Source organism: Pseudomonas sp. GW821-FHT03A09 (assembly GCF_059421065.1).
In genome coordinates, this window is sequence record NZ_JBWKUX010000011.1 from 23,165 (window position 1) to 44,398 (window position 21,234).

The 21,234-nt window shown below is 59.5% G+C and carries 20 protein-coding genes and 1 pseudogene; 7 read left to right on the forward strand and 14 right to left on the reverse strand.

Translation table 11 applies throughout. The features are described 5' to 3' along the window. Nucleotides 1-3: 3 nt before the first annotated feature. On the reverse strand, nucleotides 4-960 hold the full coding sequence (locus tag AC07V4_RS19840) for an aliphatic sulfonate ABC transporter substrate-binding protein (protein WP_492636612.1): 957 nt from the start codon (nucleotides 958-960) through the stop codon (nucleotides 4-6). A gap of 315 nt (nucleotides 961-1,275) precedes the next feature. Here AC07V4_RS19840 and AC07V4_RS19845 point away from each other — a divergent pair, with 315 nt between their 5' ends. After that, on the forward strand, nucleotides 1,276-1,491 hold the full coding sequence (locus AC07V4_RS19845; RefSeq protein ID WP_003173733.1) for a TOBE domain-containing protein: 216 nt from the start codon (nucleotides 1,276-1,278) through the stop codon (nucleotides 1,489-1,491). 69 nt (nucleotides 1,492-1,560) lie between these two features. Here AC07V4_RS19845 and AC07V4_RS19850 read toward each other — a convergent pair whose 3' ends face one another. Genes AC07V4_RS19850 through AC07V4_RS19865 form a run of 4 tightly spaced genes read right to left on the reverse strand, consistent with a single transcriptional unit; the run spans nucleotide 1,561 to nucleotide 4,264 of the window. Next, the gene (locus AC07V4_RS19850) at nucleotides 1,561-2,706 is read right to left on the reverse strand and encodes a MalY/PatB family protein (protein ID WP_492636613.1); all 1,146 of its coding nucleotides are present in this window, start codon (nucleotides 2,704-2,706) and stop codon (nucleotides 1,561-1,563) included. Nucleotides 2,707-2,764: 58 nt separating this feature from the next. Continuing rightward, nucleotides 2,765-3,358 carry an FMN-dependent NADH-azoreductase gene (locus AC07V4_RS19855; protein ID WP_492636614.1) on the reverse strand — a complete coding sequence of 198 codons (594 nt, stop codon included), beginning with the start codon at nucleotides 3,356-3,358 and terminating at the stop codon, nucleotides 2,765-2,767. After that, nucleotides 3,355-3,795, reverse strand: coding sequence for a GNAT family N-acetyltransferase (locus tag AC07V4_RS19860; RefSeq protein ID WP_492636615.1), 441 nt, complete (start codon nucleotides 3,793-3,795; stop codon nucleotides 3,355-3,357). Before AC07V4_RS19860 ends, AC07V4_RS19855 begins: the two co-directional genes overlap by 4 nt. After that, nucleotides 3,788-4,264 (reverse strand): carboxymuconolactone decarboxylase family protein, encoded by a 477-nt coding sequence (locus AC07V4_RS19865; protein ID WP_492636616.1) that lies wholly within the window; start codon nucleotides 4,262-4,264, stop codon nucleotides 3,788-3,790. The genes AC07V4_RS19860 and AC07V4_RS19865 overlap by 8 nt, the downstream gene beginning before the upstream one ends. Nucleotides 4,265-4,396: 132 nt before the next feature. Here AC07V4_RS19865 and pdxR point away from each other — a divergent pair, with 132 nt between their 5' ends. After that, nucleotides 4,397-5,782, forward strand: coding sequence for a MocR-like pyridoxine biosynthesis transcription factor PdxR (pdxR, locus tag AC07V4_RS19870; RefSeq protein WP_492636721.1), 1,386 nt, complete (start codon nucleotides 4,397-4,399; stop codon nucleotides 5,780-5,782). A 76-nt stretch (nucleotides 5,783-5,858) separates the two neighbouring features. Beyond that, nucleotides 5,859-7,583, forward strand: a complete 1,725-nt coding sequence (gene ggt, locus AC07V4_RS19875; protein WP_492636617.1) for a gamma-glutamyltransferase — start codon at nucleotides 5,859-5,861, stop codon at nucleotides 7,581-7,583. A gap of 120 nt (nucleotides 7,584-7,703) precedes the next feature. Here ggt and AC07V4_RS19880 read toward each other — a convergent pair whose 3' ends face one another. From AC07V4_RS19880 to AC07V4_RS19890, 3 genes are all read right to left on the reverse strand, one after another. Next, a complete protein-coding gene (locus AC07V4_RS19880) occupies nucleotides 7,704-8,228 on the reverse strand; it encodes an AAA family ATPase (protein WP_492636722.1) in 525 nt (174 codons plus the stop codon). Further along, a complete protein-coding gene (gene pnuC, locus AC07V4_RS19885; protein ID WP_492636618.1) occupies nucleotides 8,225-8,788 on the reverse strand; it encodes a nicotinamide riboside transporter PnuC in 564 nt (187 codons plus the stop codon). The genes AC07V4_RS19880 and pnuC overlap by 4 nt, the downstream gene beginning before the upstream one ends. A 101-nt stretch (nucleotides 8,789-8,889) precedes the next feature. Next, nucleotides 8,890-10,524 carry a methyl-accepting chemotaxis protein gene (locus AC07V4_RS19890; protein ID WP_492636619.1) on the reverse strand — a complete coding sequence of 545 codons (1,635 nt, stop codon included), beginning with the start codon at nucleotides 10,522-10,524 and terminating at the stop codon, nucleotides 8,890-8,892. 229 nt (nucleotides 10,525-10,753) lie between these two features. Here AC07V4_RS19890 and AC07V4_RS19895 point away from each other — a divergent pair, with 229 nt between their 5' ends. Together AC07V4_RS19895 and AC07V4_RS19900 are read left to right on the forward strand one after the other, a co-directional pair. Beyond that, nucleotides 10,754-11,584, forward strand: coding sequence for an undecaprenyl-diphosphate phosphatase (locus tag AC07V4_RS19895; RefSeq protein ID WP_123716410.1), 831 nt, complete (start codon nucleotides 10,754-10,756; stop codon nucleotides 11,582-11,584). Beyond that, entirely contained in the window at nucleotides 11,581-11,964 is a 384-nt protein-coding gene (locus AC07V4_RS19900) for a DUF1294 domain-containing protein (protein ID WP_492636620.1), read from the forward strand. Before AC07V4_RS19895 ends, AC07V4_RS19900 begins: the two co-directional genes overlap by 4 nt. Here the strand turns inward: AC07V4_RS19900 and AC07V4_RS19905 are convergent. After that, complete coding sequence (locus AC07V4_RS19905; RefSeq protein WP_492636621.1) at nucleotides 11,953-12,309, reverse strand: MmcQ/YjbR family DNA-binding protein; 357 nt, start codon at nucleotides 12,307-12,309, stop codon at nucleotides 11,953-11,955. The genes AC07V4_RS19900 and AC07V4_RS19905 overlap by 12 nt on opposite strands. Beyond that, nucleotides 12,306-13,214: a LysR substrate-binding domain-containing protein gene (locus AC07V4_RS19910; protein WP_492636622.1), complete on the reverse strand. Its 909-nt coding sequence runs from the start codon at nucleotides 13,212-13,214 to the stop codon at nucleotides 12,306-12,308. Before AC07V4_RS19910 ends, AC07V4_RS19905 begins: the two co-directional genes overlap by 4 nt. A gap of 126 nt (nucleotides 13,215-13,340) precedes the next feature. On the opposite strand from AC07V4_RS19910, the gene AC07V4_RS19915 reads away from it, so the two are divergent. Together AC07V4_RS19915 and AC07V4_RS19920 are read left to right on the forward strand one after the other, a co-directional pair. Beyond that, on the forward strand, nucleotides 13,341-13,952 hold the full coding sequence (locus AC07V4_RS19915; protein WP_492636623.1) for an FMN-dependent NADH-azoreductase: 612 nt from the start codon (nucleotides 13,341-13,343) through the stop codon (nucleotides 13,950-13,952). Between the two features lie 207 nt (nucleotides 13,953-14,159). Further along, on the forward strand, nucleotides 14,160-15,209 hold the full coding sequence (locus AC07V4_RS19920; RefSeq protein WP_492636624.1) for an alpha/beta hydrolase family protein: 1,050 nt from the start codon (nucleotides 14,160-14,162) through the stop codon (nucleotides 15,207-15,209). Here the strand turns inward: AC07V4_RS19920 and AC07V4_RS19925 are convergent. From AC07V4_RS19925 to AC07V4_RS19940, 4 genes and pseudogenes are all read right to left on the reverse strand, one after another. Beyond that, complete coding sequence (locus AC07V4_RS19925) at nucleotides 15,203-16,378, reverse strand: MFS transporter (protein ID WP_492636625.1); 1,176 nt, start codon at nucleotides 16,376-16,378, stop codon at nucleotides 15,203-15,205. The two genes, AC07V4_RS19920 and AC07V4_RS19925, sit on opposite strands and share 7 nt — an antisense overlap. A 152-nt stretch (nucleotides 16,379-16,530) precedes the next feature. Then, nucleotides 16,531-18,117 (reverse strand): ABC-F family ATPase, encoded by a 1,587-nt coding sequence (locus tag AC07V4_RS19930; protein WP_010210624.1) that lies wholly within the window; start codon nucleotides 18,115-18,117, stop codon nucleotides 16,531-16,533. Between the two features lie 20 nt (nucleotides 18,118-18,137). After that, a pseudogene (locus AC07V4_RS19935) lies at nucleotides 18,138-19,180 on the reverse strand (tyrosine-type recombinase/integrase). Then, nucleotides 19,180-21,135 (reverse strand): acyltransferase family protein, encoded by a 1,956-nt coding sequence (locus tag AC07V4_RS19940; RefSeq protein ID WP_492636626.1) that lies wholly within the window; start codon nucleotides 21,133-21,135, stop codon nucleotides 19,180-19,182. Before AC07V4_RS19940 ends, AC07V4_RS19935 begins: the two are co-directional and overlap by 1 nt. Nucleotides 21,136-21,234 lie beyond the last annotated feature (99 nt).

Here is a 21,234-nt window from a genome sequence, read left to right on the forward strand (position 1 = left end):
CCCTTATTGACTGAACGAGGTGTCGATCAACTGGTCGATCACCTGGTCCACATTCACCCCGCGACGCACCAGTTCCTCAGATACCAGGATCGGCGCCGCGGCCTTGGACGACACGACATCCTTGCGGCTCAAGAACGGTGTGCTCAAGTCGGTGCGCGACAGTTGCAGCTTGGCCACTTCCAACGGCAGGCCCGACTCGTCGGCCAGCAGCTTGGCGAACTCATCCGGGTGCTTCACCGCCCAGTCACGGGCTTTTTCGTAGGCGCCGAGCACTTTGGTGATGGTCTGTGGATGCTCCTTGGCGAACTTCTCGGTGACGCTGACCACGCCATAACTGTTGAAGTCCTTGTTGCGATAGAGCAAGCGCGAACCGGCCTGGATTTCACTGGCGGCCATATGCGGATCGAGACCGGCCCAGGCGTCTACATCGCCTTTCTCCAGGGCGATGCGGCCATCCGGGTGTTGCAGGTGCACCAATTCCACATCGTCCTTTTTCAGCCCGGCCTTTTGCAGGCTGCGCAGGGTGAACAGGTACGGGTCGGTACCTTTGGTGGCGGCGATTTTCTTGCCCTTGAGGTCGGTGAGACTTTTGAGCGGCGAGTCCTTGCGCACCACCAGGGCAGTCCACTCGGCGCGACTGTATACGTACACCGATTTGATCGGGCTGCCATTGGCGCGGCTCAATACCGCAGACAGGCTGGCGGAAGACGCGAAGTCGACGCCGCCGCTATTGAGGTACTCCAGAGACCGGCTGCTGCCCTGGCTCAAGACCCAGCCGATCTTGGCGTTTGGCAAGGCCTGCTCCAGCCAGCCGAAGTGCTTGAGCACCAGGCTTACGGGCGAATAGTAGGCGTAGTCGAGGTTGACTTGGGCGGGATCTGTCTCGGCGGCAAAGGCCTGCGGTTGCAGGCACAGGGCGAGGGCGAAGACACCCAGTAAGCGTTGGGTAATGGGTTTCATGGAGCAGCTCCGGAAGGCGTTGAGAGGAGGCTTTTCTTATATTCAGAAAATTAGTCGGCATGTTCCATCATGCCTTTCAGGAATATGCAGTCTCTGTGCCAGCTGGTTCGGAGGCGTATTTGCGGGGTTTGGCAGGATTAGCGCTGTGGCGGGAGGGGCAGATTGTTGAACCGCTGTTGTCGGGACAACAGCAGGTATATAGCTTTATCGTATAGTTAAAGACTTATATATTCCTTTTATGTTTTTCTCTGCTGCTGCATCTTGAGGGCCTGCGCATTCGTGCGGATTGACCCAACAGCCAAAAGGAAAGCCGACATGACCATCAAAGCGATCAACGTGCGCAACCAGTTCAAGGGCGTGATCAAGGAAATACTGCTGGGGGAAGTGGTGTCTGAAATCGACGTGCAGACCGCGTCTGGCATTGTCACTTCGGTGATTACCACCCGTTCAGTGCGCGACCTGGAGTTGAAAGTGGGCAGTGAAGTGATTGCCTTTGTGAAATCGACTGAAGTGTCGATTGCAAAGTTGTGAGTCCAAGCCAACACGGGAGGGAACAAGCACCCTCCCGTATTTCAGATCCTGCTGCCTGGTGGGTGCGTCTCAGCGGTGACGCAGGGCGCGCTCCATGCGCTGCACGCCTTCTTCCAGCATCGCCCGTGGGCAGCCGAAGTTCAGGCGTACGAACTGTTGGCTGTCATCACCGAATTCAATGCCCGCACTCAGGCCGACCTTGGCCTGTTCCAGGAAAAATTGCTGTGGGTCATCCAGGCCAAGGGCACTGCAATCGAGCCAGGCCAGGAACGTGCCTTGCGGAGCGTGCATCACCACGCCGGGCAGGCGGGTTTGCACGGCATTGAGCAAGTAGTCACGGTTGGCTTGCAGGTACTTGACCAGCGCCTTGAGCCATTCGCCGCATTGGCTGTAGGCGGCGCGGGTGGCTTCCAGCCCCAGGGGGCTGACACTGTCGACCATGCCGCAGCGGGCGTTATTGAAGCGCTCGCGAATCTCGGCGTTTTGCACCACGGCAAAGCAGGTCTTCAGGCCGGCCACGTTGTAGGCTTTGCTCGCCGACATCAAGGTAATGGTGCGTTGGGCAATCTCGGGGCTGAGGCTGGCGGTGGGGATGTGGCGGCGGCCGTCGAAGCACAATTCAGCGTGGATTTCATCGCTGATGATCAGCGCACCGTTTTCCAAGCAGGCATTGGCCACGGCCAGCAACTCTTCGCGGGGGAACACCTTGCCGATGGGGTTATGCGGGTTGCTCAACAACAGCGCGCCGGCGCCGGTCAGTGCTTGTTGCATGGCTGTCAGCGGCGTGACGTACTCACCTCCAACCCATTCAAACGGCACTTCGATGCGCGGCAGGTTCCAGTGGCCGGGCGCCAGGCGAATCGGGCGATAGTTCGGGGTTTGCAGCACCACCGGCTGGCCCGGTTGCACAAAGGCGTGCAGCGCCATGTTGAAGCCGGGCTCGACGCCGGGCAGGAACAGCAACTCTTCGGGCTGTACACGCCAGGCGTACTTGGCCCACAGGTCGGCCACGATGGCTTCGCGCACCTCCGGGCCGGCCACGCTATAGCCGAGAATCTGCTGCTCCAGACGCTGGTGCAGGGCTTGCAGCACCGCGGGCGGGGCGGCGATGTCCATATCGGCGATCCACATCGGCAACACGTCTTGCGGGTAGCGGCTCCACTTGGTGCTGCCGGTGCCGAGGCGTGGGTGGATCGTGTCGAAATCAAAGCTCATGGGCGACTCGTATCAGGGAGGCGGGCAAAGAATGGCGCCGATTCTAGCGCCATTAATTTTATAGGCCAGTGCTGATTGCCGCAGACAGTTGTTGGTGGGCCTGTTCCAGCGCGCGATTGACCGCTTCTTCCCCGCGTACCATGGCCGGCAGGTAGGCAAACTCCACTGAGCGAATCCCGACAGTCGCCAGAATCACCGTCAGATAAGGCGTGAGAAAGTCCGGCTCGTGGCCCTTGCGCGCATTGCCGGAACTGACGAGTACAAAGGTGCGCCGGTCTTGCAGCAGGCCGACCTTTTCGAACTGCGGGTTGACCGTGAAGCTGCGATGGATACGCACCACATGGTCGATCCAGGCCTTGAGTGTCGCGGGCACGGTGAAATTGTGTACCGGGGTGCACAGGATCAGCAGGTCGCAGGCTTCCAGTTCCACGATCAACTGCTCTGACAGCGCCGTTGCGCTGCCACTCAGGCCGCCCGGTGTGGTCAAGGCGTTGGCATATTCCCGGGTCAACGGCGGGAGCGCCTGGCCGCCGTAGTCGCGTTCGATGATGTCGGCGTCCGGCACCAGGTCGCGCAGCAGTGCACGGGCCAGCTTGAAGGTTTGTGCGGCTTTGCCATGGGGGCTGAAACTGAGCAACAGGGCACGGGTCATGGGTTCAAATCCTGGGAAAAGTGCATGCCAAGTGGCAACAGCCCTTGGCGGAAATAGAAGCGTTGGGCCAGGGCCATGTGCATGCCGGTGTCCAACACCAGGTAACGATAGCCACGGGCCCGGGTTTCTTCGCGCACGCGCTCAAGCAACTGCTCGCCCAGGCGGCGACGCTGCAAGGCGGCATCCACTACCAGGTCATCGACGTAGATGAAGCGGCCATACAGGGTATTTTCCGTCAGCCGATAACCGACCAGGCCGATCACTTTGCCCTGTTCACGGGCGGCCAGCAGTTGGTAGCCGTTCTGCCGCTGGCGTTGGACTTGCTCGGCGAAGGCAACGGCATCGGTCAAGTGCGGGCGCAGTTGCTGCATCACCGCAAAGCTGGCGATGCAATCGGCTTCAGTGTATATCGGCGCAAATTCGACGTGCTCATTCATGGTCTTGATTCACCAAGTGGGCTTTGACGGCGGCTGGCACTTTGCGAAAGCTGATGGCGACGCGGTTCAGGGCGTTCATCAGGGCAATCGCCAGGGTCAAGTCGGCCACTTGTTTTTCATTGAACAGGGCCGTGATCTTGGCGTATTCGGCGTCCGGTACTTGAGTCTGGGCTACCTGGGTGACCACCTCGGCCCAGGCCAGGGCGGCGGATTCGCGCGGCGTGAACAGCGGCAGTGCTTCGTGCCAGGCGGCGACCAACATCAGTTTTTCCAGGCTGACGCCTTGCTTGAGCAGGTCACGGGAGTGGGAGTCCAGGCAGTAGGCACAGCCATTGAGCTGGGAAACCCGCAGGTACACCAGGTCGATCAATTCTTTCTCCAGGCCGCAGCCGTGGATATAGCTGTGCACTGAACCCAGGGCGCTGTAGCCCGCCGGGGCGGCTTGGGCGTAATCGAGGCGGTGTTTCATGGTTGGTCCTTACATGCGTTAAGCGATGCGCCATTTTCGGTGGCACAAGGGTCGCTCGACAGGGGCATGATTGGACAAGTGGGTTGGGACATGATCAGACTTCGGCCTGTTTCCCTGTCGAGCCCATCCGTGATGCCAGCACTGCCCAAGTACCAGGAAATTTATCGGCGCTTTCGCCTGGCCATTGACCAGGGCCAATTGGCCCCCGGTGATCGCGTGCCGTCCGTGCGCAGCCTGGCGTTGGAACTCAAGGTGGCGCGGGGCACGGTGGAGGCTGCGTATCAATTGCTGGTCAGCGAAGGCTTTTTTGAGGCGCGTGGCCAGGCCGGGACAGTGATTGCGCCGTCGCTGCCGCAGGTGTCCGTCAAGCCGTTGCCGATGGTTGAGCCTGCCGCACGTGGCCCCTTGGCGCTGCAAATGGGCTTGCCGGCCCTGGATGCATTCCCACGCAAGCTATGGTCGCGCTTGGTGACTCAGCAAGTCCGCCGCACTGACGCCGACAGCCTGGCGATGGGCGACGTACGCGGCGCCCAGGCCCTGCGTGTGGCAATCGCCAGCTACCTGGCGCTGTACCGCGGCGTGGAGTGCACGCCACAACAGGTCTTCGTGTGTGCGGGCTATGCCGGGTGCCTGACGCTGCTGTGCGATGCGCTGCAGATGGCAGGGCAACGTTGCTGGTTTGAAGACCCCGGGTATTTGTACGGTCGCCAGTTGTTGAGCCACCACGGCGTGGAGCTGGTGCCGGTGCCCGTGGACCGTGACGGGCTGGACGTGGCGCAAGGTATTCGACTCGGCGCGCAGGCGCGGTTGGCAGTGGTGACACCGGCACATCAAAGCCCGCTGGGCGTAGCCTTGAGCCGGGAGCGGCGGCTGGCCTTGTTGACGTGGGCCCGGGAGCAGGGCGGTTGGGTGGTCGAGGATGATTACGACAGTGAGTTCCGCTACCGGGGCCAGCCCCTGGCGGCGCTCAAAAGCCAGGATGGCGATGACCGGGTGATCCATGCCGGGAGCTTCAGCAAGATGTTGTTTCCGGGGTTGCGCCTGGGCTACCTGGTGGTGCCCACGTCGCTGGTGGCGGCCTTTGAACGCAGTGCCGAGGCATTGCAGCAACGCAGTCCGCAACTGCTGCAACTGACCACTGTGGATTTTCTGGAGCAGGGGCACTTCACCCGGCATCTGAAGAAGATGCGCCAGCTGTATGCGCAGCGCCATGGATGGCTGGTCAACGCGTTGGGAACACATTGCGCGGGTTTTTTGCGGGTGGATGAGCAAGCGGGGGGGATTAATCTGCTGGCGCGGCTAGAGGTGGCGGTATCGGACCACGCTGTGGCCGAAGCGGCGAACGCGGCGGGTTTGGCGATACAGGCGCTGTCAGGGTGGACGATGGGGGCTCATCGGGAGCAGGGCTTGTTGATGGGGTTTACCAACGTCGCCACGCAACAGCACGCCGCTGAGCTGGCTGTGCGGCTACGCCGTGTGATTGAGGCGTTATCGTTCTGTGACCGACAAGTTCTGTAATAAAAACGCCATTGCACTGGGGATTAAAACAGGGAGGGGCTATTTTGGTGCGTCTCAATAACTAGAGTAGCCATGGATGAAATACCAACCCTTCAGCCGTACTTTGATTGCCACTGCGCTGGTGTTGACGGTCAGCGGTGTGCAGGCCGCTTCACAGGCTCCGGTGGCCGGTGAAAATGGCATGGTGGTGACCGCCCAGCATTTGGCCACTCATGTGGGTGTGGATGTACTCAAGGCTGGCGGCAATGCGGTGGATGCGGCCGTTGCGGTCGGCTATGCGCTGGCGGTGGTGTACCCGGCCGCCGGTAACCTGGGCGGTGGCGGGTTCATGACCGTACAACTGGCCGACGGGCGCAAGACCTTCCTCGACTTCCGTGAAAAAGCCCCGCTGGCGGCCACCGCCGACATGTATCTGGACAAAGACGGCAAGGTCATCGACGGCCTCAGCGCCAAGGGCCACCTGGCGGTCGGTGTGCCCGGCACCGTGTCCGGCATGGAACTGGCGTTGAGCAAATACGGCACCCTCAAGCGCGACCAGGTGATTGCTCCGGCGATCAAGCTGGCGGAAAACGGCTTCGAACTGGAGCAAGGCGATATTGATCTGCTGCACACCGCCACCGGTGAGTTCGAAAAAGATAAGGATATGCGCGGGATTTTCCTGCACAACGGCCAACCGATGCAGGTCGGCCAGAAGCTGGTGCAGAAAGACCTGGCCAAGACCCTCAAGGAAATTTCCGCCAAGGGCACCGACGGTTTCTATAAAGGTTGGGTCGCCAAGGCCCTGGTGGACTCCAGCCAGGCCGGCAAGGGCATCATCACCCAGGCTGACCTAGACAAGTACAAGACCCGCGAGCTGGCGCCCATCGAGTGCGATTACCGGGGCTATCACGTGGTCTCGGCGCCGCCTCCTAGCTCAGGTGGTGTGGTGATCTGCCAGATCATGAACATCCTCGAAGGCTACCCGATGGCCGACCTCGGCTATCACTCGGCCCAGGGCCTGCACTACCAGATCGAAGCGATGCGCCACGCCTACGTGGACCGTAACAGCTACCTTGGCGACCCGGATTTCGTGAAGAACCCGATCGCTCATCTGCTGGACAAGGACTACGCCGCCAAGCTGCGTGCCGCCATCGAACCGCAGAAAGCCGGCGACTCCCAGGCGATCAAGCCGGGCGTGTCGCCTCATGAAGGCAATAACACCACGCACTATTCCATCGTCGACAAGTGGGGCAACGCCGTCTCGGTGACCTACACCCTCAACGACTGGTTCGGTGCCGGGGTGATGGCGAGCAAGACAGGAGTGATCCTCAACGACGAAATGGACGACTTCACCGTCAAGGTCGGTGTGCCGAACATGTACGGCCTGGTCCAGGGTGAAGCCAACGCCATCGCGCCGGGCAAGGCGCCGCTGTCATCGATGAGCCCGACCATCGTGACCAAGGATGGCAAGGCGGTGATGGTGGTGGGGACACCCGGTGGCAGTCGCATCATCACGGCCACCTTGCTGACCATCCTCAATGTCATCGACTACAAGATGAACATCCAGGAAGCCGTGGACGCGCCGCGTTTCCACCAGCAGTGGATGCCTGAGACCACTAACCTTGAGACCTTCGCGGTGAGCCCGGATACCCAGAAAATCCTGGAAAGCTGGGGCCATAAGTTTGCCGGTCCCCAGGACGCCAACCACTTGGCCGCGATCCTGGTAGGCGCACCATCCCTGGGTGGCAAGCCGGTCGGCAACAACCGCTTCTATGGCGCGAATGATCCGCGTCGCAATACCGGTCTGTCGCTGGGCTACTAAAGCCTGGCGCGCTCAAAAATGTGGGAGCGGGCTTGCCCGCGAAGACGGTGTATCAGCACCCTATTAGTTGGCTGACATACTGCCATCGCGGGCAAGCCCGCTCCCACAAGGAGTGACGGGTTACGGCAGAAGCAGCTGTTCCACTGCTGTAAACGCTGCCCGCCTGCGCTCGTCCCAACCCCCTCGAATCACCACCACCGGCTGCCGATGCTGCTGCATCCACTCCAGGCTGTCCTGGAAAAACGCCTGACGATCCGCCAGCTCCGGTTGGCAACGCTGACCGTCGGCAGTCCACTCCACATCTTCCGGCGACAACAGCAGGTGCAGGTCGTAGTGACGGGCCAGCAGTTCGCTGTCGAGCCACGCCGGGTAGTCGCCAAAGAGGGTCTGACTCCACAGCTTGTTGGTCAGCAGGTGGGTGTCGAGGATCAACAGGTTGGGCTGTTCTGCGCGGGCGGCGTCCTCCCAGGCCAGTTGGCCACGGGCGATAGCCGGAATGTCGGCCAGGGTGGTGTCGCGTTGGTGGTGGTCGATGAAATAGCGCACGTATTCGCCGACCATCAGCCCGCCGAAGTGCGTTTGCAATTCTGTGGCCAGCCAGCTTTTGCCGCTGGACTCCGGGCCTGCCAGTACCACCACCTTCATGCGTGCAACGCCGGGTCGGCGCGCCATTCACGCCAGCCTTGCACGGCGATCACGGTGAACAGCGCATAGAGCGCGGCGGTCAGGTACAACCCTTTGTAGAGGAACAGCCCGACGAAGATCACGTCCACGGCGATCCACAACGGCCAGCACTGCACGCGCTTTTGCGCCATCCACATTTGTGCCACCAGGCTGAAACCGGTGAGGGCAGCGTCGAGCCAGGGTTGGGCGGCGTCGGTCCAATGGGCCATGGCGGCGCCGAGCAACAGGCTGAATACCGCGCCGACGGCCAGGCTGGTCATGATCGCAGGCCAGCCCAGGCTGGTGACCCTACGGCCTTGCTTGACCTCGCCGGCGCGGGTCCACTGCCACCAACCGTAGAGCTGCAGGCCGGCGTAGACCACCTGCAGCAGCATGTCGGAATAGAGCTTTACGTCGAAGAACACCCAGGTGTAGAGCAACACCATCACCAGGCCGATGGGCCAGCACCAGGGGTTTTGTTTGACCGTCAGCCAGACAGCGATCACCCCCAGGGCGGCGGCGAACAGTTCAAGTCCGGACATGGCGGTTCCTTGGGAGAGTCGAAAAGGGCGGTGATTGTAACTTCAAAATGTGGAAGGACCAATGTGGGAGGGGGCAGCCCCCTCCCACAGGCTGAAACGAGCTAGACCTTGAATTGGCGCAGGAGCCCGTCGAGTTGTTCGCTCAGACCGCGCAAATGCGCGCTGGCCACGCTGGATTGTTCTGCCGCCAGCGCTGTGCTGTGGGACAACCCGGCCGCTTGGGTGACGTTCTGGTTGATGTCTTCCACCACATGGGCCTGTTGCAAGGTGGCGCTGGCAATCGAGGCGTTTAGCCCGTTGAGGTTGCGTAGCGCCTGGCCGATGGCATTCAGGCTCGCACCGGCCTGGCCGGCTTGTTCTATGGTCAGTTGTGAGGCGCTGTGGCTGTCGCTGATGACTTTGACCGCCGCTTCGGAGTGGCCTTGCAGGCGCTCGATCATCACCTGGATTTCCGCGGTGGATTTTTGCGTGCGCTGGGCCAGCAGGCGCACCTCATCGGCCACTACGGCAAAACCACGACCTTGCTCACCGGCACGTGCGGCTTCAATCGCAGCGTTGAGGGCCAGCAGGTTGGTCTGGTCGGCGATGGAGCGGATCACTTCGAGCACGCTACCGATCTGGGTGCTTTCGCTGGACAGGATGCGGATCACCTCAACGGCCTGGTTGATGGTGCCGGAGAGCTGGTCAATCTGTTGCAAGCTGCCGTCGATATTCACCTGGCCCTGTTGTGCCTGGGCCTGGGCGTCGCGCATCTCGCTCGCGGCGTGCTCGGCGTTTTTCGCCACGTCCTGCACGCCATAGGTGACTTCATTGATGGCGGTGGCGACCAACTCCATTTGCTGCGACTGCTGCTGGCTGCGGTCATAGGCCTGGCTGGCGTTGGTGCCCAGCTCCGTGGACGACTGGCCCAGGGCATTGGCGCATGTCTGCAACTGGCTGACTACTTGGCGCAGCTTGGTGGTGAAGGCGTTGAAGTGCTGGGACAGTTGGGTGACTTCGTCGCGCCCGTGGGTGTCGAGGCTGCGGGTCAGGTCGCTTTCGCCACTGGCGATATTGGCCATGGCATTCACGGCCTGTTGCAATGGGTGCACGATGCTGCGGGCAATCAGCACCACCAACAGCGCCATCAGCACGGCAATGGTCAAGCCGATGAACGAGGCTTTCCACACCTGCACCTTGAATTCGGCTTGGACATCATCCACGTACACGCCGGAGCCGATGATCCAGCCCCATGGCTCGAACAGTTGGATATACGAGGTTTTTTCCACGGGTGCTTCGGCCCCTGGTTTCGGCCAGCGATAGTTGACGATGCCGGCGCCTTTGGCCTTGGCCAGGATCACGAATTCATTGAACACCGCAAACCCGTCCGGGTCGCGAATCGCCGAAAGGTTCTGGCCGTCCAGCTTGGGATTGGCGGCGTGCATGATCATCACGGGCGTGAGGTCGTTGATCCAGAAATAATCATCGTGGTCATAGCGTAACCCGCGCACCGCGCTCAAGGCCTGCTGTTGGGCCGCTTCCCGGGTCAGCACGCCGGTTTTCTCGAGGTTCTGGTAATAAGCCAGCACGCCGCTGGCGGTCTGGACCACATGTTGGGTCTGTTGGCGCTTGGCCTGGTAGAGATCGCCATGGATCTGCTTGAGCATCAGTAAGCCCAACGTCAGCAGCATCAACACGGCGACTATCAGGATCAGCCAGAGACGGCGGCTGATCGACATGCTGCGCAAACTGTTCATCGTCCTGTCACTCCATGCTTTTTATAGTTGTGGTGCTGCTTCGACATTTCCGGCGTGTCTGATAGGCTTTCGGCCTGTAATCGTAAAACCTGAGTACTGCCTGATTTTTCACGGAATTTTTGCAGTCCGGCGTGGATGATCCAACGCCTGGCCTTCAGCGCACTCATCATCAGTGAACCACTAGAAAAGACTAACGGGGCGTGCCTCGGGCATGACCTTTGGGGGAAATATGGATTTTTGGACCGCCATACAGGCATTGATACTTGGCGTGGTGGAGGGCTTGACGGAGTTCCTGCCGATCTCCAGCACCGGTCACCAGATCATCGTGGCCGACCTGATCGGTTTCGGCGGCGAGCGTTTTGAAGCGTTCAATATCATCATTCAGTTGGGTGCGATCCTGGCGGTGGTGTGGGAATTCCGGCGAAAGATCCTCGACGTTGTGATCGGTTTGCCGACACAACGCAATGCCCAGCGCTTTACCGTCAACCTGATCATCGCGGTGCTGCCGGCCGTGGTGTTGGGGGTGATTTTCGCCGACCTGATCAAGCACTACCTGTTCAACCCGATCACCGTGGCGACTGCGCTGGTGATCGGCGGTGTGATCATGTTGTGGGCCGAGCGCCGCCAGCATGCCGTGCACGCGCACACCGTGGATGACATCACTTGGAAAGAAGCGCTCAAGGTCGGCCTGGCCCAGTGCCTGGCGATGATTCCCGGCACTTCGCGTTCCGGCGCGACCATCATCGGCGGCCTGTTGTTCGGCCTGTCGCGTAAAACCGCCACCGAGTTCTCGTTCTTCCTGGCCATGCCAACCATGGTCGGTGCGGCAGTGTATTCGGGCTACAAATACCGTCACCTGTTCCAGCCGGACGACCTGCCGGTGTTCGCCATTGGTTTCGTTACCTCGTTCATCTTCGCGATGATCGCGGTCAAGGCGTTGCTCAAGTTCATCGCCAGCCATAGCTATGCGGCGTTTGCCTGGTATCGGATCGCGTTCGGCCTGGTGATCCTGGCGACGTGGCAGTTCGGTTGGATCGACTGGTCTGCGGTCAAGCCATGAGCATCCAGCACCCACGCTTGAAAGCGGCGATCTTTGTATTGCTGTGCGCCGCGCCGCTGATCGGGTCGGCGTTATTGTGGTATCGCGGCGAGACGCTGATCCCCCTGGTGGCCTATGGCGTGGTCAGCGTGGTGGCGTTTTTCCTGTACTGGAGCGACAAGCGCAAGGCGCAGACGGACGACCGCCGTATCCCGGAGAACATCCTGCACGCTGTCGAGCTGGCAGGCGGTTGGCCGGGGGCGTTGATCGCCCAGCAGGTGTTTCGCCACAAGACACGCAAGGTGTCGTATCAGGTGCTGTTCTGGCTGATCGTGTTGCTGCACCAGGTGTTCTGGCTGGATCAGCTGTTTCTGGGCGGTACCCTGTTGTCAGTCCTCTAGCAGCAGCCCGACCTGCGTGCGCTTGGGCAGTTTGCTGACCACCAACTGGTGGGAACGCTGCAACAAGCCACGCAGTTCATCAGCGCCCAGCGGGTAGGGCGTATTCATGATGATCCACTGCGCCCGCGCCAGGTACGGCGCCGGATGGATACCTGGGCGATCCACGTGGCCCAGGAACAACTCCTTGTCGACCTTGAAGGCCAACGAGTCACCGCGCAAATTCTGCACGGCGAACATCTTGTTGCCGGCAATCGAGAACACCCGGACGCCGCCCCATTTGTAGTCCTCCCGTGCCCCGGGCAGGCCCAGGCAAAACGCGGCGACTTGTGCTTCGGTCATCTTCATAACTGGCGGTCTCCGCATCCTTTGAAACCTTCTTCAATGTAGTCGATCCAGGCTCGAATGGCGGGCAGCACGCCACGTCGATGTGGGTACACCGCCTGCAGCCAGCCTCCCGGCAGCGACCACTCAGGCAACAGTCGCACCAGGCGACCGCTGGCCAATTCCTCTTCGCAATACATCATCGGCAGCACGGTAAAACCCAGGCCCATGATTGCACTGGCCTTGCGCACGATGAAATCGTCAATGCCCAGGCGGGCCTCCATCACCAGTTCGTGGGGGTGGCCCTGGGGGTCGAGAATGCGTTGATGCACCATGCGATCCGCCTCCAGTGCGCCCAGAATCGGCAGCTGCTTGAGGTCTTCGAGGGTGTTGATCTGCTTGCCGTGCACGAAGGCGGGGCTGGCCACCAGTGCCGTCTGGGCCTGGCGCAGGCGCTTGGTGACCAGCAGCGGGTCTTCGTCGCCATGCTCGCGCACGCGCAGGGCGACGTCGATGCCTTCGGCCACCAGGTCTACACGGCGGTTGACCAGGGTCATTTCCAGTTGTACCTGGGGATAGGCCGCGAGGAATCCAGCGACCATATCCGGCAGCATGTACTGGGCCATGCCCACCGGGCAACTGACCCGCAGGCGTCCACGGGGTTCGCTGGACATACTGGCCACGGCCTCATCGGCCATTTCCGCTTCCAGCAGCATTGCCTGGCAATGGCGCAAGTAGCGCTCGCCGACGGCGGTGAGGGTCAGTTGTCGAGTAGTGCGCTGCAGCAGGCGAGCGCCCAGGCGTTCTTCCAGTTCGGCAATGCGGCGCGACAAGCGCGACTTGGGAATACCGAGCAGCCGTCCAGCCGCTGCAAAGCCGCCGGCTTCGACGACTTTGGCGAAATAGTAGAGGTCGTTGAGGTCTTGCATGGGGAAGCCTATTGTCCTGTCAGTAGGACAAACTATCGCATTTTAAGCGGCTTATCGACTATTCGTTTCATGGGTAGCATGACCACCATCAGATCGCTATTGTCGATCCCACATCGGAGATCCACCATGAAACTGTTGCACATCGATTCCAGCATCCTCGGCGACAACTCGGCTTCCCGTCAGCTCAGCGCAGGTGTTGTCAAAGCCTGGCAAGCGGCCGAGCCAGGTGTGGTAGTGACCTACCGCGATCTGGCCAGCGAAGGCATCAACCACTTTTCCGGCGCCACGCTGGGCGCACTGGGCACGCCTGCCGAGTCGCGTGATGCGGCACAGAAGCAAGAAGCTGAACTGAGCGCCAACACCCTGGCCGAATTCCTGGCGGCGGATGCCATCGTCCTGGCGGCGCCGATGTACAACTTCACCATTCCGACCCAGTTGAAAGCCTGGATCGACCGCATCGCGGTGGCCGGCCAAACTTTCCGCTACACCGAAGCCGGCCCGGAAGGCCTGTGCGGCAACAAGAAAGTCATCATCGTGTCCACCTCGGGTGGCCTGCATGTTGGCCAAGCCACTGGCGTTGCTCACGAAGACTATCTGAAAGTGCTGCTGGGCTTCCTGGGCATCACCGACATCGAATTCGTCCGTGCCCACGGCCTGGCCTACGGTGACGAGGTCCGCACCAAGTCCCTGAGCGACGCTAACGTACTCATCAACGAACAGTTGTTCGCCGCTGCGTAAGACTTGTGTAAATTTCGCCCTTCCTCGGTTTCATTCTGAACCCGGGCGCCTAAACTCTGTACTCTGATCGCCTTACAACGATCAGGGCACGGAGTTTTCTCGTTTTGCCGCTGTCTTCAATGTGGCCCAGGTTATGCAAGCATGGGTTTATCACCTGGACTTTCAATTCGACATGTCGGTTATCACGCAGCAAAGGTGGACATCCCCATGATGCGTCTTTGTGCTGTTTTGGTTCTTTCCCTGCTTGGCGGCCTGGTTTCAGTGCACGCCGCGCCTGCACCGCACCCGCATTGGAGTGTGGGCTTCCATCGCATGACTTTTCTCGACCCGCTGGATTCGCAGCCGATGAAGGCTATCGCGTTCTATCCGTCCACCGGCCCCTCTATCGGTCTTGAGCACGCTACCCAGCTAGGCCCTTATCACGTCGCTGCCACCGAAGACTCCAGGGTCGCCATTGGCCGCTTCCCCATGTTGATGTTGTCCCATGGCAATACCGGTACGCCGCTGGCCCTGCACGACCTTGCCACCTCCCTGGCCCGCAAAGGCTTTGTGGTGGTGGCGGTGCTGCATCCCGGCGACAACTATAAGGATCACAGCCGCCTGGGCACCGTGAGTAATTTGTATGGTCGGCCGATCCAGATTTCTGCGGCGATCACGGCCACGCTGAGTGACCCGATGCTTTCACCGTACGTTAACGTCGATCAGGTGGGGGTCATTGGTTATTCGGCGGGTGGCGAGACCGCGTTGATCCTGGCCGGTGCCAAGCCCGACTTCGACCGTCTGCGCCGCTACTGCCAGGAGCGCCCGGAAGACCATGATGCCTGCACCACCAAAGGTGAACTGGTGGTGGACCGTGAGGACCTGCAACCCCAGGCCGACCCGCGTATTCACGCATTAATGCTGATGGCGCCGCTGAGTCTGATGTTTGGCCGCCACACCCTGTCGGATGTGCATGTACCGGTGCTGCTCTACAGCGGCGATGGTGACAAGCTGGTGGCCGTGGACAAGAACGCCGCCGCCCTGGCGCGCAAACTGCCGGAACCTCCGAATTTCAAACTGCTGGCCGGGGCAGGGCACTTCGTGTTCATGGCACCGTGCGACAGTGATCAACTGATGGCCATGCCAGCAATCTGCACCGATGCGGATGGTGTTGACCGTGAAGGTATTCACCGCGATCTGATTTCCGAGGCCGGGCGCTTTTTTACTCGTACCCTTGGCCAGTCAAGCCGCGCCGGTTTGCAAACCGCTGATCAGTAAGCGCGGCGCTTGAGTTGCAAGGTCAAGCCCAATGCCGTGACCGACAGCAACGCCGCGCAAAAGAAGATCCAGCCATAGCCGAGATTCAGTGCCACGGCCCCCATCAATGGACCGGCAATCGCCAGGGCCAGGTCAAAAAACACGGCATACGCACTCAAGCCAGCACCTCGGCTGCTGTTGGGCACTTGCTTGATCGCTTCCACGCCCAGCGCCGGGTACACCAACGACAAACCAAAACCGGTCAGTCCCGCACCGATCAAGGCGATAGCGGTGGAGGGCGCCAGCCACAGCAGTGTCAGCCCCAGGGTCTCGATGGTCATGCAGGCAATCGCCGCCCGAAAACCGCCGAAGCGGCTGATGGCGGAGATAAACACCAAGCGCGACAGGATAAAACACACACCAAATACCGTGAGGCAGTAGGCCGCGCCAGCCCAGCCGCGATTAAGGTAATACAGGGTGATAAAGGTGGTGAGCGTGCCGTAGCCAATGGACGCCAGGCACAAACTGGCGCCAAACGGTGCGATGCGCCCGAACGCCGCCCAAAACGGCAAGCGCTCGCCACGCACGACGGGTACTGACGGTTTATTGCGAATCAGCAATAGGCCAAGGGCAGCCAACACCGACAAGGCGATGCCCAGGCTGGTATAGCCATAATCGGCGACCATCACTACGCCCAACGGCGCACCAATGGCAATCGCACCGTAGGAAGCAATGCCGTTCCAGGAGATCGAGCGTGCCGTATGCTCAGCACCGACTGCGCCCATGCACCAACTGATGGTGCCCACGCCGATCAGGCCCTGAGCGACGCCGAGCAACAGTCGACCGGTGATCAAAATGCCCAGGCTCAAGGCCGGCATGCTCTCCACCAACGTCGCGAAAAACGTCAATACGCCACTGATGAAGATGCCGGCCAGGCCCAGCACTATCGCGCGCTTGGTGCCGACGTTGTCCGACATGCGCCCGGCCATGGGGCGGCTGAGCAGGGTGGCCAGGTATTGTGAGCCGATGGTGATGCCAGCGACGACCGCGCTAAAACCCAGCTGTTCATGCACATAGCCTGGAATTACCGCAATCGGCAGGCCGATGCAGATAAACGCGATAAAGGTGTAGAAAACGATGGAGACGATCTGCAGGGTGATCGACAGTGAGCTGGGGGTGGTGGCAGGCATGATGACTCGTTCGCGGGCGGGCGGTGACGGCATCATGGCAAGGGCTTGATGGAAAAGAAAGCAGGCTATCTATTTTCGGTTTGTAATGAGCGGGCTTGCCCCGCGTTGGGCGACTTCGCCACCCAATGCAGGGCAAGCCCGCTCACTACAACTTAGAACACGACGCCTTGGCTGCGCAGGTAGTCGTCATAGGTGCCGCTGAAGTCGATCACGCCGGTGGCGCTCAACTCGATGATGCGGGTGGCCAGAGACGATACGAATTCACGGTCGTGGCTGACGAAGATCAAGGTGCCCGGGTAGTTCTCCAGCGCCAGGTTCAGCGCTTCGATGGATTCCATGTCCAAGTGGTTGGTCGGTTCGTCCATGATCAGCACGTTCGGCTTTTGCAGGATCAGTTTGCCGAACAGCATGCGGCCTTGCTCACCACCGGAAATCACCTTGACCGATTTCTGGATTTCGTCGTTGGAGAACAGCATGCGACCCAGGGTGCCACGGATCATTTGCTCGCCTTGAGTCCACTGGCCCATCCAGTCGAACAGCGTGACGTCGTCTTCAAAGTCATGGGCGTGGTCCTGGGCGTAGTAGCCCAGTTCCGCCGCGTCGGTCCACTTGATGCTGCCGGCGTCCGGGGTCAGTTCGTTGACCAGGGTGCGCAGCAGGGTGGTCTTGCCGATACCGTTCGGGCCGATGATCGCTACGCGCTCGCCGGCTTCAACCTGGAAGCTGAAGTCCTTGAACAGCGGCTTGCCGTCGAAACCTTTGGCCATACGCTCGACGATGACCGCCTGGCGGTGCAGTTTTTTGTTCTGCTCGAAACGGATGAACGGGCTCACACGGCTCGAAGGCTTGACCTCGGCCAGTTGGATCTTGTCGATCGCCTTGGCGCGGGAAGTGGCCTGCTTGGCTTTCGAGGCGTTGGCCGAGAAGCGGCTGACGAAGGATTGCAGTTCGGAAATCTGCGCCTTCTTCTTGGCGTTGTCCGACAGCAGTTGCTCGCGGGACTGGGTCGCCACGGTCATGTACTCGTCGTAGTTGCCCGGGAACAGGCGCAGCTCGCCGTAGTCCAGGTCAGCCATGTGGGTGCACACGCTGTTCAGGAAGTGACGGTCGTGAGAGATGATGATCATCAGGCTCGAACGCTGGGTCAGGATGTTTTCCAGCCAGCGGATGGTGTTGATGTCCAAGTGGTTGGTCGGTTCGTCGAGCAACAGCACTTCAGGATCGGAGAACAATGCCTGGGCCAGCAAGACACGCAGTTTCCATCCTGGGGACACTTCGCTCATCGGGCCGAAATGCTGCTCCAGGGGAATACCCAGGCCCAGCAGCAATTCACCGGCACGGGATTCGGCGGTGTAGCCGTCCATCTCGGCGAACTCGGTTTCCAGCTCGGCCACGGCCATGCCGTCTTCTTCGCTCATTTCCGGCAGCGAGTAGATGCGGTCGCGCTCGGCCTTGACCTTCCACAGTTCCTCGTGACCCATGATCACGGTGTCGAGCACGGTGAATTCTTCGTAGGCGAACTGGTCCTGGCGCAGTTTGCCCAGGCGCACGTTCGGCTCCAGCATGACCTGGCCACCGGATGGATCGAGGTCGCCACCCAGGATTTTCATGAAGGTCGACTTGCCGCAACCGTTGGCACCGATCAAACCATAACGGTTGCCGGCGCCGAATTTGACCGAGACGTTCTCGAAGAGCGGCTTGGCGCCGAACTGCATGGTGATGTTAGCTGTGGAGATCAATTACTTTACCTATCAATAGCTTAGGGTGCGCTTATTTGAACTGGGACCAATTTGGGACCAATCTGGAGCTTTTCCATTTCGCTCCAGTCCGAGCTTGAGTTGATCCAACGCGCATAAGTCGAGAGCAGCATCTGCACGCTATGGCCGAGCTGCTGGGAGATGAAGGCGGGGTTCATGCCAGACATAATGCATATTGTCGCATAGGTGTGACGACAGTTGTATGGCGGCCGACGACGGATGTTCAATGCCTTCAACGTCGGAATCCACTGCTTGTGCAGATCGGAAGTCTGTTTCACGTACTCTGAGTTCTTCGACGGCGGGAAAATGAAGGGCGTTTCCAGCACCTTCCCCTTGCCCGTTTTCGTGCGCTCCACCACTTCCCCCAAGGCGATCCCGCGACAGACGTGGGCCTCTTCGTCAACCGCATCCCACCGTAAGGCCAGGGCTTCGGACAGACGCAAACCTGTAAAAAACACAAACTCAAAAAATGCTGCATAGATCGTACTAGGCCAGTGACCGTGCTCGTACATCTTGGCGATGATTTGGTTCGCCTCATCCAGAGTGAGCGGGTCAATTTCCTTTTTGCAGCATTTCGGCAGCTCAAGGATCGCCGCCGGGTTCTTCGGGATCAGCTCCTCTGAAACCGCCGAGTTCAGGATCGTCGATAGCTTCGAGATCGCGTTGCGTTTAACCCCAGGCGACTTCCATTCGCTGGCAGCCATGACTCGGCGGAGCAGGGTGGTGGTGATGAGGCCTATCCTCACCAGGCCCGGCATCCAGTACCTGTTCAGTGCCCCTTATAGTTTGCCTTCGTACCGCCCACTACTTCCCGGCTATCCAGCCAGAGCTGGGCATATTCTCCGAAGTTGATCTTGCCGCCAGCGACGTTGTTGGAACTGGGGAACAGTTCGGCATCCCGCAAGGCACAACCGTAGAGGGATCTGCATCTGCGATACGGCTTACTGCATGGCAGGGAGTAAGACTTAAGTACGTAGAAACCAGCACCTTCACTGGCTGGATTAGGGATTAACTGGGAGGGGCGTGCATCGCACGCCCCTTTCATTACAGGGTTTTTAGGGGGTTTCCTTTGAGCTTTATGTACTCATCACCAAGGGCTGCGGCGCCAGGCGCGTTTAGGTGAGAACCATCAAGCCTAAATATTATTTTCCCGTCCACCACTGAGGTGCACGTCTCGTTGCAAATCACGTCATTGGGATCAATTAGCACAACTTGCGGGTAAGCCTCTTTTATTTTGTATTCAATACGATCTGCATTTTTTTCTACTGGCGGCAGTGTTACCTCTGATGCGTCTGCGTGCCTCAACTTCATACCGCGTAATTTGCTGACTGTGGTTCTGCCAATTTCAGCAAATGGCTGAACGATCACCACCACCTTTACACCCGCATCAAGATACGCTTTGACTGTTTGCATTTGCAGGCTGTCGGCTTCGTTCGTGACGTCTTCCATTTTCTCATTGTGGATTCTGAACCTGACTTGCCAGCTTGCATAGTTGTTCCAGAAGTTGGAAAGGATCACAATTTTTTGCTTTTTCGCCAGCTCAAATCGTGCGGTGTTGTAGTTGGCAATCTTCATTGCTTCTTCGGTAGACGGCTTGTTTTGCATGTCCATCATGAAAACGCCGGGTATGGCGGGGGTCGATCCTGCCGTAGTGTCGTGGATCATCAAGCCGGCATCTTTGGCCAGCTCACCAACGAACGGGGCGTAGGCGTTAGCAAAGGAGTCACCCACCAACATGCCATCCATTGAGGGCTTATCAACACCAAGGTGGCAGTCCTCAACGTTGCCCACTAGCATCAAGCTGATGCACTGCGAGCGCTGTACGTGCGATGTGTTGGCTTCATCTAGTTCAGCTACCAATGCACCAGACTGGGCGCGATAGCCGTCGTTCTCGATGACCACATATGTGAAGACAGCAATAACGGCGAGCGGCGCCAGGTACATGCTGGCGAAGATAGGAGCAAAACGCTTTTGCCGAACATTGCGAAACGGAGTTTCCACGAGGTGGTAGCTGATCGCCGACGCAGCAAAGGCGAGAACCATCAAGATCGCAGCGTTAGCGTGGGTCAGTTCTATTCCGCGATACGCTGCCAACACCAGTACCGGCCAGTGCCACAGATAAAAGGAATAGGACACCTTGCCCACGTAGCGAACAGGGGCAAAGCCCAGTATCTTGGTTCCTATTCCGGACTGAGAACGGAAGCCTGCGGCGATTACCAGGGCTGTGCCTAGGCAGACCGGCAGTGCATTCAGGCCGGGGAAGGCAAACGATTCATCGAGCAACAAGGCGCTGCCGATGATGAGCGCGATACCCGTCACGGACATGGTGCCTGGCAACTTGACGTGTCGGGTGATGCGATGCTGGTACAGAGCCAGGATGCAGCCAATCATTAGCTCGAAGAACCGGAACGGCAGCAGCAGGTAAGCAGCGTTTTTATGGTTTACCGCGTAATACTCGGATGCAACCAGCGACACAACGAACAGGCCCGCGATGACGTAGCGAGCTATTTTGTTGTTGCTGATCCAGGCCAGGCCCAGCAAGACAATCGGCCAAACAATATAGAATTGTTCCTCGACTGCAATTGACCAGGTATGCAGCAAAGGTTCGGTGCTGGCCGACCCAAAGTAGCCTGTCCCTGAAAAGAAATAGATGTTGCTGACGGCGACTAGCGAGTAAACGGCGCTTTTTGCAAACGATATCAAATCGTCCGGCATGAGGTAGTTGTAGCAGTAGATAGCCAGGCAGAACATCATGAACGCATAGGCTGGCAACAAGCGCTTGATACGGCGGACATAAAACGACTTGAACGAAAATTTATCAGCCAGTATTTCCCGGCGCAGAATCGACGTAATCAGGTAGCCGGAAATGACAAAGAACACGTCCACGCCGACGAAACCGCCTAGTACGGGAAACTTTGCATGGTAGAGGACGACCAGCAGCACAGCGATGGCGCGAAGGCCGTCAATGTCTGGCCTGTAGGCTTGAATTTTAACTTGCATGACTTCCCTTTCTCCGGGTGACCGGGGGCAAATTGATAACGGGGCGGATTCTACAAGCGAACGCCAGTCTGTGTCAGTGACGATACTAAAAAGCAATTT

Excerpts from the sequence above, each read along its gene's own strand:
- AC07V4_RS19840 (WP_492636612.1), bottom strand. The coding sequence starts at position 960 with ATGAAACCCATTACCCAACGCTTACTGGGTGTCTTCGCCCTCGCCCTG.
- AC07V4_RS19845 (WP_003173733.1), top strand. The coding sequence starts at position 1,276 with ATGACCATCAAAGCGATCAACGTGCGCAACCAGTTCAAGGGCGTGATC.
- AC07V4_RS19850 (WP_492636613.1), bottom strand. The coding sequence starts at position 2,706 with ATGAGCTTTGATTTCGACACGATCCACCCACGCCTCGGCACCGGCAGC.
- AC07V4_RS19855 (WP_492636614.1), bottom strand. The coding sequence starts at position 3,358 with ATGACCCGTGCCCTGTTGCTCAGTTTCAGCCCCCATGGCAAAGCCGCA.
- AC07V4_RS19860 (WP_492636615.1), bottom strand. The coding sequence starts at position 3,795 with ATGAATGAGCACGTCGAATTTGCGCCGATATACACTGAAGCCGATTGC.
- AC07V4_RS19865 (WP_492636616.1), bottom strand. The coding sequence starts at position 4,264 with ATGAAACACCGCCTCGATTACGCCCAAGCCGCCCCGGCGGGCTACAGC.
- pdxR (WP_492636721.1), top strand. The coding sequence starts at position 4,397 with ATGCCAGCACTGCCCAAGTACCAGGAAATTTATCGGCGCTTTCGCCTG.
- ggt (WP_492636617.1), top strand. The coding sequence starts at position 5,859 with ATGAAATACCAACCCTTCAGCCGTACTTTGATTGCCACTGCGCTGGTG.
- AC07V4_RS19880 (WP_492636722.1), bottom strand. The coding sequence starts at position 8,228 with ATGAAGGTGGTGGTACTGGCAGGCCCGGAGTCCAGCGGCAAAAGCTGG.
- pnuC (WP_492636618.1), bottom strand. The coding sequence starts at position 8,788 with ATGTCCGGACTTGAACTGTTCGCCGCCGCCCTGGGGGTGATCGCTGTC.
- AC07V4_RS19890 (WP_492636619.1), bottom strand. The coding sequence starts at position 10,524 with ATGAACAGTTTGCGCAGCATGTCGATCAGCCGCCGTCTCTGGCTGATC.
- AC07V4_RS19895 (WP_123716410.1), top strand. The coding sequence starts at position 10,754 with ATGGATTTTTGGACCGCCATACAGGCATTGATACTTGGCGTGGTGGAG.
- AC07V4_RS19900 (WP_492636620.1), top strand. The coding sequence starts at position 11,581 with ATGAGCATCCAGCACCCACGCTTGAAAGCGGCGATCTTTGTATTGCTG.
- AC07V4_RS19905 (WP_492636621.1), bottom strand. The coding sequence starts at position 12,309 with ATGAAGATGACCGAAGCACAAGTCGCCGCGTTTTGCCTGGGCCTGCCC.
- AC07V4_RS19910 (WP_492636622.1), bottom strand. The coding sequence starts at position 13,214 with ATGCAAGACCTCAACGACCTCTACTATTTCGCCAAAGTCGTCGAAGCC.
- AC07V4_RS19915 (WP_492636623.1), top strand. The coding sequence starts at position 13,341 with ATGAAACTGTTGCACATCGATTCCAGCATCCTCGGCGACAACTCGGCT.
- AC07V4_RS19920 (WP_492636624.1), top strand. The coding sequence starts at position 14,160 with ATGATGCGTCTTTGTGCTGTTTTGGTTCTTTCCCTGCTTGGCGGCCTG.
- AC07V4_RS19925 (WP_492636625.1), bottom strand. The coding sequence starts at position 16,378 with ATGCCTGCCACCACCCCCAGCTCACTGTCGATCACCCTGCAGATCGTC.
- AC07V4_RS19940 (WP_492636626.1), bottom strand. The coding sequence starts at position 21,135 with ATGCAAGTTAAAATTCAAGCCTACAGGCCAGACATTGACGGCCTTCGC.